A 14,392-nucleotide genomic window follows, 5' to 3' on the forward strand; every position below is an offset into this window, starting at 1 on the left:
CGGCCCATCGTAGGCGACGGCCGTCACGCACCGTCACGGGCCGCGGCGGCGCCCGCGGCCGCCGCGATGCTTCCGGTCAGGACGGCCGCGATGAGCTCGCGCACCCACGCCAGGACCTCCCGGCCGGCGAGCGGGCGGCCACCGACCCGGGCCGTCGTCGGGTACGGGACCAGGACGGTCCGGATCGCCGGCTTGAGCACGGTGCCCGGGTACAGCCGGGTCAGCCGCAGCTGGGCGGACTCCGCCAGGTCGACCGGCGCGAAGCGCACGAACCGGCCCTGGGCGGTGACGTCGGTCAGCCCCACCTCGCGGGCGAGGTTGCGCAGGCCGGCCACCTCGAACAGGCACTCGACCTGCTCGGGCACCGCGCCGTACCGGTCGACGAGCTCGGCGTGCACCTCGGTCAGCGCCCCGGGCGTCGTCGCGTCGGCGATCTTGCGGTACGCCTCGAGACGCAGCCGCTCGTGCTCGATGTACTCGTGCGGGACGTGCGCGTCGACCGGGAGCTCGAGCGTGACGTCGGCCGGCCGTTCGTCCGGCTCGCCACGGAAGGCGGCGACGGCCTCGCCGACCATCCGGATGTACAGGTCGAAGCCGACACCGGCGATGTGACCGGACTGCTCACCACCCAGGAGGTTGCCCGCGCCGCGGATCTCCAGGTCCTTGAGCGCGATCTGCATGCCGGAGCCCAGGTCGGTGTTGGCTGCCATGGTCGTCAGCCGGTCGTGCGCGGTCTCGGTCAGCGGCCGGTCCGGCGGGTACATGAAGTACGAGTAGGCGCGCTCGCGTCCGCGGCCGACCCGACCGCGCAGCTGGTGCAGCTGCGAGAGGCCGAGCAGGTCCGCGCGCTCGAGGATCAGGGTGTTCGCGTTGGAGATGTCCAGCCCGGTCTCGACGATCGTCGTGCAGACCAGCACGTCGAACCGCTTCTCCCAGAAGTCGACGATCACGCGCTCGAGCAGGTGCTCACCCATCTTGCCGTGGGCCGTGGCGATGCGGGCCTCCGGGACGAGCTCGGCGAGCCGCGACGCCGCCCGCTCGATCGAGTCGACCTTGTTGTGCACGTAGAAGACCTGACCCTCGCGGAGCAGCTCGCGCCGGATCGCGGCGGTCACCTGCTTCTCGTCGTAGGGCCCCACGAACGTCAGGACCGGGTGCCGCTCCTCCGGCGGCGTGGCGAGGGTCGACATCTCGCGGATCCCGGTCACGGCCATCTCGAGGGTTCGCGGGATCGGCGTCGCGCTCATCGCCAGCACGTCGACGTTCGTGCGGAGCTGCTTGAGCGTCTCCTTGTGCTCGACGCCGAAGCGCTGCTCCTCGTCGATGACGACCAGCCCGAGGTCCTTGAAGTGCACCTGCCCGGTGATCAGCCGGTGGGTGCCGATCACGACGTCGACGCTGCCGTCACGCAGCCCGTCGACGACCTCCCGCGACTCGGCCGGGCTCTGGAACCGGGACAGGCCCTTGACCGTCACCGGGTACGGCGCATACCGCTCGGCGAACGTGTCGAGGTGCTGCTGGACCAGGAGGGTCGTGGGGACGAGCACCGCGACCTGCTTGCCGTCCTGCACGGCCTTGAACGCGGCCCGCACGGCGATCTCGGTCTTGCCGTAGCCGACGTCGCCGCAGACCAGCCGGTCCATCGGCACGGACTTCTCCATGTCGGCCTTGACCTCGTCGATCGTGGCGAGCTGGTCCGGCGTCTCGACGTAGGCGAAGGCGTCCTCGAGCTCCGCCTGCCACGGGGTGTCCGGTGCGAAGGCGTGACCCTGGGTCGCCATCCGCGCGGAGTACAGCCGGATGAGCTCGCCCGCGATCTCCCGGATCGCCTTGCGGGCCCGACCCTTCATCTTGGCCCAGTCGGAGCCACCCATCCGGTTCAGGCTCGGCGACTCCCCGCCGGTGTACTTCGTGACCTGGTCCAGCTGGTCGGTCGGCACGTACAGGCGGTCGCCGGGCTGACCGCGCTTGGACGGGGCGTACTCGATGACGAGGTACTCCCGGGTGCCGGACGACGCACCGCTGCCGATGGTGCGCCGCACGAGCTCGGCGAACCGCCCGACGCCGTGCTGCTCGTGCACCACGAAGTCACCGGCACGCAGCTGCAGCGGGTCGACGGAGTTGCGCCGCCGCGACGGCATCGAACGCATGTCCTTGGTCGAGGTCCCCGCGCGGCCGGTCAGGTCCGCCTCGCTGAACACCGCGAGCTGGAGGTCGGTCGCGACGAAGCCCGGGCCGGCAGCCGCCGGGACCACGTGCACCACGCCGGCGTCGGGCACCTCGGCGATCTCGGCGACCAATCTCGCCGGGACGTCGAACCCCGCGAGCTGCTCGACCATCCGCTGTGCGGGTCCGTGGCCCTCGGTCGTCAGGACCAGGCGCCAGCCCGCACGCTGCAGGTCACGCAGGTCGGACACGGCCTTCGGGACGTCCCCGCGGTACCCCCGGACGTCCCGCGCCGCGACCACGAGGCTCGCCCCCGCGCCGCCCGCCACCTCGGAGCTGTCGGGCCCGTCGCCGGCTCCGCGGGGTCCTGGGTCCGGCACGCCGGGGTCGGCTGCGGCTGCGGGGTCGAGGGCGAAGCCGCTCAGGGTCCACCAGCCGAGGCCGCGGGACACCGCGAGCTCGCGCGTCTCGGAGTAGCTCGCGAAGGAGGCGGAGCGCAGGTCGATCGGTGTGCTGCCACCTGCGGCGGCCGCGGTCCAGGCCGCGTCGAGGAACTCCTGGGTCGTCGCGGCGAGGTCGTGCGCACGGCGGCGGACCCGCTCGGGGTCGGCGACCATGACGAGCGCACCGGCCGGGACGAGGTCGAGCATCGGCACCATGCGGTCGACCAGCGCCGGTGCGAGCGACTCCATGCCCTCGACGGCGATGCCGGCGGCGAGCCGCTCGAGCATCTCGGCGGCACCGGGCAGCTGCTCGACCAGCCCCGCGGCCCGCGCGCGCACCGCGTCCGTCAGGAGGATCTCGCGGCACGGCGGCGCCCACAGGCCCTCGACCGCGACCTCGAGGCTGCGCTGGTCGGCCACCGCGAACCAGCGGATCTCCTCGACCGTGTCGCCCCACAGCTCGATCCGCAGCGGGTGGTCGTCGATGGGCGGGAACACGTCGAGGATGCCGCCGCGGACAGCGAACTCACCGCGGCGCTCGACCATGTCGACGCGCGAGTACGCCGCGGCGACGAGCCGTTCGGCGATGTCGTCCAGGTCGACCTGGTCACCGGTCTGCAGGGCCACCGGCACGAGCTCGCCGAGGCCCTCGACGACCGGCTGGAGCAGGGCACGCACGGGGACGACCAGAGCGCGCACCGGACCGGCCTGACCGGCCTCGGTCGAGGGGTGCGCGAGTCGGCGGAACACCGCCAGGCGCCGGGCCACCGTGTCGCTGCGGGGCGAGAGCCGCTCGTGCGGCAGCGTCTCCCAGGACGGCAGGACGGCGACGTCGTCGGCGGGCAGGTAGCAGCGCAGGGCCGCCGCCAGCTCGTCGGCGTCACGTCCGGTCGCCGTGACCACCACCACGCAGGCCTGGTCCGCCGGCCCGCGCGCGAGCTGTGCCTCGCGACGTGCCCGGTCGAGCGCCTGGACGACTCCGGCGACGAGCGGCGGGCGGATGCCGGCGGGGGCGACGACGTCGAGGGTCGCCTCCCGTGCAGGGGTTGCAGCGGCGTGTGCGAGCTCGACGACCTGCGCCGCGGCAGAGTCGGTCAGCAGGACGGGCAGCAGGCCGGCGAGGTTCATTGGCTCCAGGTTCACAGCAGCGACGAGGCGCGCTGGACAGCGCTGTGCGCCGAGAACCCGCGGGAGCCCGGTGCAGCGCTCAGCCTACGACGGCAGTGCTGCTGAGGGCCGCGTCCGCGTCAGGAACGAGCTGCGGCAGCCGCCACCGGGCCGGAGCCGATCGCCGGTGCGCCGTCCTCGTCGATGCGCTCGAGGACCCGGCGCAGGATCGTGCTCGAGGTGTGCACGGTGTACGGGAGGTAGACGACCTCGACCCCGACGGCGGCGAAGTCCCGCTCGAGCTTGTCGCCCTTGGGTGTGCCCCGCCAGTCGTCGCCCTTGAAGATGATGTCGAACTGGACCTGCTGCCAGGTGGCGAGCTTCTCCGGCAGGACCTCGGCCCGGGCCTCGTCGACGAAGCTGATCGACCGCACGATCTCAAGACGCTCGGACAACGGGATCACCGGTCGGCGTCCCTTGACGCGCTCGGCCATCTCGTCGGACACGACACCGGCGATCAGGAAGTCGCACTGGCTCCTGGCGTGACGCAAGATGTTCAGATGGCCGACATGGAACAGGTCGTACACCCCCGGCGCGTAACCGATCCGTCGTGTCACGTGAACTACCCCCGTCCGAGTTCGCGCAGTGTCCGCACGGTGGGTGGCCCCGCCGACTCGCGGTCACCGCTGCCGTATTCGAACGATATGGGCCTGTTGTCCGATTTGCCAGATGTTGTGCCGGAGTTCACCCGGTCAGACGTCGCCGGGTCGCGTCAGCTGAACTCCTTGAGCACCGGCTCGGAACCGATCGTCGTCCGCTGCCGCCGGGTGGAGCGCCGCGGACGGTAGACCACGCGGGCGTGGAAGACGAACCGCAGGAGGAAGGCCGCGAGGAGGGTCACCGCGGTCGCCGGGACGGCGGCGATGTGCGCACTGGAGACCAGGAGCGCCAGGACCGGCAGGCGCACCACGGCCTCGATGTTGTTGAAGCCGAAGGACTGGGCGAACCGCACCAGCGGTCCGCGGCCCTCGTGACGCAGGTCGCCGAACACGAACCGCTCCTGCAGGAAGAAGTTCATCAGGATGGTGGCCTCGGCTGCGATCGCCGCCGCTACCAGGTACCCCATCCCGAGACCCGTCAGCGCCGCGACGATGCCGAGGTTCACCAGTGCGCCGAACCCACCGATGATGGCGAACCGGGACATCCGCCCGAACCGCAGGGCCGCCAGCTGCCGCATGAAGTGCAGACCCTGGAGGACCGATGCCTTCGACTCGCCGGCGAACCGGCGTCCGAAGACGAAGGGCACCTCGCTGACCGTGAGGCGGTGACGGGCGAGGATCTCCAGCAGGATCTTGAAGCCGCGCGGCTGCAGGAGGGTCAGGTCGACCGCCTCCCGACGAACCACGAAGAACCCGGTCATCGGGTCCGAGCAGTCGGCCAGTCGGATCGGGAACATCGCCCGGGTCAGCGCGGTCGACGCACTGGAGACCGCGCGCCGAGCAGCGTTCGCCAGCCCGCTGCTGCTCCCCTCGCCCATGTATCGGGACGCCACCACGACGTCGGCGCCGGAGTCCTTGGCCCTGCCGAGCAGCACGGGGATCATCTCCGGCGGGTGCTGGAGGTCACCGTCCATGACGAGGCACCAGGTCGCCACACTCGACCGGAACCCTTCCTGCACCGCGCCGCTGAGCCCGCCCACGGGGTGCTCGCGATGGATCAGCCGGACCGGGACCACCGACGACCCGGCCACAGCGCGCACCACGTCGGCCGTGTCATCGGTCGAGTCGTCGACGAAGACCACCTCGGCGTCGAGCCCGGCCACCGCGTCGCCGATCTGGCGGACGAGCTCGGGGACGTTCGGAGCCTCGTTGAAGGTCGGCACGATGATGCTGACCTCGGGCGTCCGGCCGGGACCACTCCCACGCCACACAGCGTCCACGGTCAACCCCTCTCACGGCGGCGCTCGCCGGGCTCGCGCGACAACGGGTCACGGGACGCTCCGCCAGCGGATCGTGAGCACGACTGTATCCGGATCCCGGGAGGATTTGTCCGGTTCGGACAGTTTTCACCCGTTCGCGGTGCATCTCGGCCGCAGAGCCGTGCTCAGGCCGGCGTCGCCGGTCCCTCGAACAGGACAGTCGGCTGGACCGGGTCGTAGCTGACCTTGACGTGCACCAGATCGCGCCGATCGGCGGGGACGGCGAAGACGTACACGCCCGTCGCGACGCCACCCGGCTCGAGCGTGCCGTCGAGCCACCGGACGCCGGGACCGCTCAACGGCTCGCCGGGAGCGAGGTCCGCGCCCGCGGCGACGTCGACGACGACCTTGTGGAGGTCCAGTGCCTCAGCCGTGTCGTTGGTGATCTCGACCGTGATGCGGACGGCCGGGCCGGCCACCTCCCCCGGTCCGTCGGCCTCGCCGTCGACGGATTCGACGGCCGTCAGCCGGGCGGTCACGCCGGTGCCGAACGACGCCGTCTCGTCGAGCGCGACCGGAGGCATCGTCGTCTCGGGCACCGGCTCCGTCGGGGCGTCGGTGCTCGACGGCGGCAGGACGGGCGTCTGCGACGGCGATGGCGAGGGCGACGGCGAGGGCGAGGGATCGGATGAGGCTGTCCGCCCCGACGCAGAGTCAGTCGGCGCCGCTGCTCCCGGCGACGCGTCAGGGGTCGACGCCCAGATCGCTGCACCCACAGCGACGACGGCTCCGAGCAGCACGGCGGCCCAGAGCAGCCACCGACGGCGACCTTCACGCATGCCCAACCTCCTGCTCGGACGACAGACGTGCGTTCCGCCGGACGGCACAGGGCATACCCGGTCGCACGCGCTCAGACCCTACGGCACAGCAACCGAGCTCAGTCCCGCTTGTACTCGTAGACCACATGACCCAGTGCGCCGGTCATCATGCCGATCCCCCGCTCGGTGCTGCGTCGGCCCCGCGCGTCCTGTGTCGCCGATCGTGTGACCAGCCCGACGCATCGCCGTACCGAGCCTGCGGCGATGCGCGCCATCCCCCGGGCGACGTAGCTGACCCTCACCCCTGCGCGGGCCGGGATCGATCCTGCGAGCACCAGCGCCACCCGGCTCGCGCTGTTCCCGCTGCGGCGCGCGCGATGCAGCACCCACTGACGGGTCAGCCGGGACGTCGGGACGCGGTCGTAGACGATGGCTTCGTCGCACCAGACCAGATGTGCCCCACGGCGCACCAGCGCCCGGGTGAGCAACGTGTCGGACCCACCGCTCAGCCCGAACACCTCGTCGAACCGCACGCCGTGCCGCCGGAGCTGAGCCATGTCGATGAGCAGGTTGTTCGTGGCCGCGACAGTGATCTCGGTGCCGGTGGGCATGCGGCGGCGCTCGAAGAACCGACCCGCCGTGATCCACGGCTCCGGGTCCGCGGCGAACTCGGACACGACAGGACCCGCGACGCATGCCGCCCGGTGGCGCTCGTAGGTGGCGAGCATCGCCTCGAGCCACCCCGCCGTGGGGTGCTCGTCGTCGTCGACGAAGACGAGCAGGTCGACGTCCGACGACTCGTCGAGGGCACGGTTGCGGGCCGCCGCGATCCCGGGGACAGGCTCGTGGGCGTAGCGGACCAGGTCACTGCCGAACCCGGTGACGATCTCCGCGGCCGAGCCGTCCGGGTCGTTGTCCACGACGAGCATGCCGGCGTTCCCGTCGACCGCCTCGACCTGGGCCAGGAAGGCCGGGACGGCGCGCCGCAGGTCGTCCGGGCGCCGGTAGGTCAGCATCGCGACGACCACCCGCCGCGCGGACGGCGGCCCGGCGGTCACGGGCAGCCGCCGCTGGGTGCCGTGTGGGCCACGCGGATGGATGACACGGGCATCGACTACCTCCCCCGGACACCGGCGACGCCGGTGACGATCTCGATGATCCGCGCGCGGTACAGCTCCGGTGCGTGCCGTGCCTCGGCGCGTCCCGCGTCTTCCCACGCCTCGGCACGCACCGTCGCCCACGACGCGACGACCTCGTCGACAGCCGCGGCGAGCGCACCCGCGTCACCGGGTGGCACGATCCTGGCGGACCGATACCCGGAGGTGGCCTCGACCAGCCCGCCCGACCCGCTGGCCACGACGGGACGGGCGCTGAGCACGGCCTCGACCGCGGTGTTCCCGAACGGCTCATCCGTGCGGGAGGGCACGAGGACCACGTCCGCGGAGTCGAAGAACGGCCACGCCGGGTCCTGGAAGCCGTGCATGCGCACGTGGTCGCCGAGGTCGAGCCGGACCACGAGACGCTCGAGCTCATCCTGATACCACTCGTACCCCGGGAAGACGGCGCCGACGACGTCGAGCTCGACGTCGACGCCCCGGTCACGGAGCAGCCCGACAGCGGTGACGGCGACGTCGACCCCCTTCCGCGCGGACAGCCGCCCGACGTACAGGAGCGTGACCGGAGCCGTCAGGGCCGATCGGGCGCGTGTCCGTCCGGGCGGGCCGACCACGCCGTTGTCGACGATGCGGATGCGCCGGGCCGTCCGCGGGAACGACTCGGCAACGACTCCGACGGCAAACCTGCTGTTGGCCACGGCGACCGTCGCCAGCAGCAACGGAAGCGTGAGCGCGGTCCGCACCAACCAGGGCGCCGAACGCTCGGCCTCGTGCACATGGCAGAGCACCGGCACCCGACGCAGGCGGGCCAGCACGATCCACCACGGGATCGTGAGGGTGTTCACGTAGACCACATCGGGATGCAGCGACCGCAGCAGGGCCCACCCGTCGCGGGTGCCTCGGAGCGTCTGGCCGACGAGCTCGACGAGACCCCGGGGGGTCAGGAGCGCCTTGCTGAGCCGTGGCGTCGGACACAGCACGACCCGCGCACCGATCTCCTCGACCATCGCCACCAGTGGCCCGCCCTCCGGCACGGTCACCGCCACCCGCCACCCGGCATCGACGAGCGCCCGGATGCTCTCGAGAACCATCCGGTCGGAACCGTAGCGGTCGGCGAACGGGTGCGCCACGAGCGCGACCGGGCGCCTCACGGTCGGTCTCTCGCCCTGCTCGCCCACCGGTGCCCCTCCCGTCCGACGACGTCCTGCCCGGATGCTATCGGCCGCGGGGCCCCGCGTTCCGGCCGGGCCCCGCGGACCGATCGGTATCCTACGAGCCACGCCAACGACGATCGGAGGTGACCGATGGACGCACGGACGGCCCTGGTCGTCGTGAACTACGGTTCCCACGACATGCTCGGCGACCACCTGGTCGCCACTGCCGCCGGCACCGACGCGACGGTCGTCGTGGTGGACAACCCGTCGACAACCGCCGAACGGGAGGCCGTGTCCGAGCTGGCGGCTACCCACGGCTGGCAGCTCGTGCTGCCCGAGCGCAACGGAGGGTTCGGCGCCGGGGTCAATGCGGGCGTCCGCCGAGCCCGGACCCTCGGCTGCGACGTGGTCGTGCTGCTCCAGCCCGACCAGACGGTCGAGACCGCGACGGTGGCGGAGCTCGTGGCCTCCGTCCGGGCCGACCCGACCGTCGTCGTTTCGCCCGTCATCCTGCGGCCGGACGGGCGCGTCTGGTTCCGCGGCGGCTCCCTCGACCTGGCCACCGGACGCGCCCGCCCGACGGGCGAGGTCCGCGGCACGGTGCCGTGGATCTCCACCGCTTGCCTGGCGCTCGATGCCGCGCTCTTCGAGCGGGCGGGCTGCTTCGACGAGGACTACTTCCTGTACTGGGAGGACGTCGACCTGTCCTGGCGGCTGCGTGCGGCCGGCGCCCGGTTCGTCGTGCGCGACGACCTGGTCGCGACGCACGACGTCGGCGGCACCCAGGAGAGCACCGACCCCCGCACCAAGTCGCTGGTCTACTACCGGTACGTCTGCCGGGGCCGTCTGCTCTTCGCGGCCAAGCACCTGGATCGAGCCGGTCGCCGGCGCTGGGCGCTGACCGCGGCCGGCGCGGCGTGGGAGGTGGTCCTGCGTGGCGGTCGTCGACAGCTGCTTCGGTCTCCCGCGCCCGTGCTCGCCGCAGCGCGCGGGACGCTGGACGGACTGGGCGAGCTGCGGCGCCGCCCGACAGCGGTCTGATCGCGGCGCGGCGGCGCGGGACGTGACTGTCCGCTTTTGGCACATTCGGCAGTTTCGGGCCATTTTCACCCGTTAGGCACTGGTATGGACGGCGGACACGGCTTAGCGTCGACACCGGAGGGTGTCTGCCCATCCGTACACCGAGCCCCCAGGTGGAGCCATGTCGTTCGCGTCCGCGCGCTTGTCCCGCACGGCCACCCTCGCCGTCGCCGGCCTCCTGCTCGCCACGGGGCTGATGGCCGTCGAGCCACCGGCCCCCGCTGTGGCGGACACGCTCCCGATCGCAGGCGTCCCGGCGACCGTGAGCGCCGACCCCCTGCCGACGGTCCAGATCGACGGCGTGGTGTGGAATGAGGCGCTGGTCGGCAACACCGTCTACGCCGGTGGCCAGTTCGCCAGTGCTCGGCCCGCGGGATCGCCCGCAGGTGTCAACACGGTGACCCGGAACAACCTGCTGTCCTTCGATGTGACGACCGGCGTCCTCAACTCGGGCTGGGCGCCGAACCCCAACGGTCAGGTGCTCGCCGTGACGGCGTCGCCCGACGGCTCGCGCGTGTACGTCGGCGGCAGCTTCACGTCGATCTCCGGGGTGACGAGGAACCGCATCGCGGCCTACGACACAGCCACCGGAGCGCTCATCACCTCGTTCAACGCGGGCACGAACTCCCAGGTGCGCGCGATCGCCGCGACCGACACCACGGTCTACGTCGGCGGCATCTTCTCGAGTGCGGGGAACCAGCCACGCGCAGAGCTCGCGGCGTTCGACGCCGCCACCGGCGCACTGCTGCCGTGGGCGCCGACGGTGGACGACGGTCGGGTGAATGCGCTCGCCGTGTCGCCCGACGGGGCCACCGTGATCGCCGGCGGCAACTTCACGTCGGTGAACGGCACCACGGACAGCTCCCGAGGCATGGCCCGGCTCGACGCCACGACCGGTGCCAAGCTCCCGTTCCCGGCCAACGCGATCATCTGGTACGCCGGTGGGGACAACGGCGCTCTCCTCGCCCTCTCGGGCGACGAGGACTACATGTACGGCACCGGGTACACCTTCGGCCGAACAGCCGGCACGCTCGAGGGCATCTTCGCGGCCGACTGGGACACCGGCGAGATCGCGTGGGTGCTCGACTGCCACGGCGACACCTACGACGTGTTCCCTCAGGGCGACGTCATCTACTCGGCCAGCCACCACCACTACTGCGGAAACGTGCGCTCCCACGCGCAGACCGAGCCGGACTGGACCTTCTACCGGGCCAACGCCGTCACCAAGGCCGTCACCCAGACCGTGCAGCGCGAGCACCTCGGCTACACCAACTTCGCTGGCCAGCCCGGACCGTCCGTCCTCAACTGGCGCCCGCGCCTGGACGTCGGCACGTTCACCGGGCAGACCCAGGGGCCGTGGTCGGTGACCGGTGACGAGCGCTACATCGTCATGGGGGGCGAGTTCCCGACCGTCAACAACGTCGCCCAGCAGGGCCTCGTCCGGTTTGCCGTCAGCGCGCTCGCGCCGAACGACGAGGGTCCGCGGTACTCCGGTGCGAGCTTCCCGGTGTCCGCACGGGCGGCCGGCACCGGCGCGGTGCGGGTGTCGTGGCGCTCGAACGCCGACTTCGACAACGCCGACCTCACCTACCGGGTGTTCCGGAACGGCGACACGACCAACCCGGTGTGGACCGGGTCCTTCCGGAACGAGGACTGGGACCGGGCCTGGATGGGCTTCACCGACACCGGGCTGACCCCGGGCCAGACCTACACCTACCAGGTCCGCGCGCTCGACCCGTATGGGAACTATGCGAACTCCTCGACCGTCCAGGTCGTGGCGGACGGGACCGGGACGCAGAGCGACTACGCGAACGCGGTCATGGCCTCGGGCGCCAGCTACTACTGGCGTCTGGGTGACGCCGCCGGCACCTCGGTGCGCGACACGGCCGCAGCGAACGACGCCGTGACCGGCACGAGCATCACCAAGGGAGTCCAGGGCGCGATCCTCGGCGACCCCGACACCGCCTACCGGACCACGAACAGCTCGCAGTCCCGGATGGCCGCGTCGACCCTCGAGCAAGGTCGCATCACCTTCTCGATCGAGGCCTGGTTCAAGGCATCGGGCACCGGAGGGAACGGGCCGATCCTCAACTTCGGCAACCGGGCGGCCTCGACCCAGACCAGCACCGCGCGTGACCGTGTCCTGTACATGGACAGCGCGGGGCGCATCCAGTTCGGCGTGTGGGTGGGTGTGGCCCGCACGGTCCGCTCGCCCCTGGCCTACAACAACGGCCAGTGGCACCACACGGTCGCCACGCTCGGCGCGGACGGCATGAAGCTGTACGTCGATGGCGTCCTGGTCGACTCGCGCACGGACACGACGACCGCGCGGAACTTCGCCGGCTACTGGCGCCTCGGCGACAGCATCAGCATCTACCCGAACGTGTCGACGAACACCGCGTTCAACGGCTCGCTCGACGAGATCGCGGTCTACCCGACCGTGCTGACCCCCGAGACGATCGCGGCGCACTACGCGCTGGCGACGACCGGCACGGCGCCGAACCTGGTGCCGACGGCATCGTTCACCGCGGCCACCACCTACCTCGACGCATCGGTGGACGGCTCCGCGTCGAGCGACCCGGACGGCACGATCGCGTCCTATGCGTGGGACTTCGGTGACGGGGCCACCGGCACCGGTCAGACCGCCACGCACACCTACGCCACGGCCGGCACCTACACGGTGAGCCTGACGGTCACCGACGACGACGGCGCCACCGGCACCACCACCGGCCAGGTCGTCACCGTCGACCCGCCGGTCAACCAGGTTCCGGTGGCGGCGTTCACGTCGAGCGTCGCGAGTCTGGCGGTCTCGGTGGACGGCTCCGCGTCGAGCGACCCGGACGGCACGATCGCGTCCTATGCGTGGGACTTCGGTGACGGGGCCACCGGCACCGGTCAGACCGCCACGCACACCTACGCCACGGCCGGCACCTACACGGTGAGCCTGACGGTCACCGACGACGACGGCGCCACCGGCACCACCACCGGCCAGGTCGTCACCGTCGACCCGCCGGCCGGGGTGCTGGCCCAGGACGACTTCGCCCGGACGGTCGCCAACGGCTGGGGCACCGCCGACGTCGGTGGGCCCTGGACGACGTCCGGGGCGGCGAGCCTGTTCGCGGTCACCGGCGGCGCGGGGCGGCACACCCTGAACGCCGGGGCGACAGCAGGGTCGTTCCTGACCGGGGTGTCCGCCACGGACACCGAGGTCCAGGTCACCGTCAGCGCCGACCGGGTGCCGTCGGCCACCACGTTCCTGACGGTCCAGGGTCGCCGGGTCGGCACCGATGCCTATGCCGCTCGGCTGCGGCTGGCCGCCGACAGCAGCGTCCAGCTGCACGTGACCCGCGGCAACGGCACCCCGGTCGCCGGTGGCGTGGTCACCGGGCTGACGTTCGCGGCCGGTGACCAGCTCCAGGTCCGCCTGCAGGTCGAGGGCACCTCACCGACCACGGTGCGGGCCAAGGTCTGGAAGGTCGGCACCACCGAACCGGCCACCTGGAACGCGACGATGACCGACAACACCATCGCCGCGCTGCAAACCGCCGGCGGCCTAGGGTTGCAGTCCTACACCGGCGGCGTCACAGCCAACCCAGCCGTGGTCTTCTCCTACGACAACCTGTGGGCAGGACCACTCGGCGGCAGCCCAGGAGGTCCCGTCGACCCGCCGGTCAACCAGGTTCCGGTGGCGGCGTTCACGTCGAGCGTCGCGAGTCTGGCGGTCTCGGTGGACGGCTCCGCGTCGAGCGACCCGGACGGCACGATCGCGTCCTATGCGTGGGACTTCGGTGACGGGGCCACCGGCACCGGTCAGACCGCCACGCACACCTACGCCACGGCCGGCACCTACACGGTGAGCCTGACGGTCACCGACGACGACGGCGCCACCGGCACCACCACCGGCCAGGTCGTCACCGTCGACCCGCCGGCCGGGGTGCTGGCCCAGGACGACTTCGCCCGGACGGTCGCCAACGGCTGGGGCACCGCCGACGTCGGTGGGCCCTGGACGACGTCCGGGGCGGCGAGCCTGTTCGCGGTCACCGGCGGCGCGGGGCGGCACACCCTGAACGCCGGGGCGACAGCAGGGTCGTTCCTGACCGGGGTGTCCGCCACGGACACCGAGGTCCAGGTCACCGTCAGCGCCGACCGGGTGCCGTCGGCCACCACGTTCCTGACGGTCCAGGGTCGCCGGGTCGGCACCGATGCCTATGCCGCTCGGCTGCGGCTGGCCGCCGACAGCAGCGTCCAGCTGCACGTGACCCGCGGCAACGGCACCCCGGTCGCCGGTGGCGTGGTCACCGGGCTGACGTTCGCGGCCGGTGACCAGCTCCAGGTCCGCCTGCAGGTCGAGGGCACCTCACCGACCACGGTGCGGGCCAAGGTCTGGAAGGTCGGCACCACCGAACCGGCCACCTGGAACGCGACGATGACCGACAACACCATCGCCGCGCTGCAAACCGCCGGCGGCCTAGGGTTGCAGTCCTACACCGGCGGCGTCACAGCCAACCCAGCCGTGGTCTTCTCCTACGACAACCTGTGGGCAGGACCACTCGGCTGATGCCTGCGCACCGCCTCGAACCAGGCGACTGGC

8 protein-coding genes are annotated in these 14,392 nt (G+C 71.9%); 2 read left to right on the top strand and 6 right to left on the bottom strand.

All coding sequences use genetic code 11. From position 1 onward, the window contains the following. Positions 1-23: 23 nt before the first annotated feature. The 6 genes from mfd to K415_RS0101870 all read right to left on the bottom strand — a co-directional run bounded on the left by mfd (position 24) and on the right by K415_RS0101870 (position 8,718). Entirely contained in the window at positions 24-3,737 is a 3,714-nt protein-coding gene (mfd, locus tag K415_RS0101845; RefSeq protein WP_024285411.1) for a transcription-repair coupling factor, read from the bottom strand. Between the two features lie 119 nt (positions 3,738-3,856). Further along, positions 3,857-4,333, bottom strand: coding sequence for an adenylyltransferase/cytidyltransferase family protein (locus tag K415_RS0101850; protein WP_024285412.1), 477 nt, complete (start codon positions 4,331-4,333; stop codon positions 3,857-3,859). Positions 4,334-4,488: 155 nt separating this feature from the next. Further along, on the bottom strand, positions 4,489-5,655 hold the full coding sequence (locus tag K415_RS0101855; protein WP_024285413.1) for a glycosyltransferase family 2 protein: 1,167 nt from the start codon (positions 5,653-5,655) through the stop codon (positions 4,489-4,491). A gap of 164 nt (positions 5,656-5,819) precedes the next feature. Then, positions 5,820-6,233, bottom strand: coding sequence for a hypothetical protein (locus K415_RS23760; protein WP_155859325.1), 414 nt, complete (start codon positions 6,231-6,233; stop codon positions 5,820-5,822). A 338-nt stretch (positions 6,234-6,571) separates the two neighbouring features. Further along, complete coding sequence (locus K415_RS0101865; protein ID WP_029662955.1) at positions 6,572-7,510, bottom strand: glycosyltransferase; 939 nt, start codon at positions 7,508-7,510, stop codon at positions 6,572-6,574. A gap of 56 nt (positions 7,511-7,566) precedes the next feature. After that, positions 7,567-8,718, bottom strand: coding sequence for a glycosyltransferase family 4 protein (locus K415_RS0101870; protein WP_029662956.1), 1,152 nt, complete (start codon positions 8,716-8,718; stop codon positions 7,567-7,569). Between the two features lie 153 nt (positions 8,719-8,871). Here K415_RS0101870 and K415_RS0101875 point away from each other — a divergent pair, with 153 nt between their 5' ends. Then, on the top strand, positions 8,872-9,762 hold the full coding sequence (locus K415_RS0101875; RefSeq protein WP_024285417.1) for a glycosyltransferase family 2 protein: 891 nt from the start codon (positions 8,872-8,874) through the stop codon (positions 9,760-9,762). Between the two features lie 160 nt (positions 9,763-9,922). Next, positions 9,923-14,359 carry a PKD domain-containing protein gene (locus tag K415_RS0101880; RefSeq protein WP_024285418.1) on the top strand — a complete coding sequence of 1,479 codons (4,437 nt, stop codon included), beginning with the start codon at positions 9,923-9,925 and terminating at the stop codon, positions 14,357-14,359. The last annotated feature ends 33 nt before the right edge of the window (positions 14,360-14,392 follow it).

Source organism: Cellulomonas sp. KRMCY2, assembly GCF_000526515.1.
In the GTDB taxonomy this organism is placed as follows: domain Bacteria; phylum Actinomycetota; class Actinomycetes; order Actinomycetales; family Cellulomonadaceae; genus Actinotalea.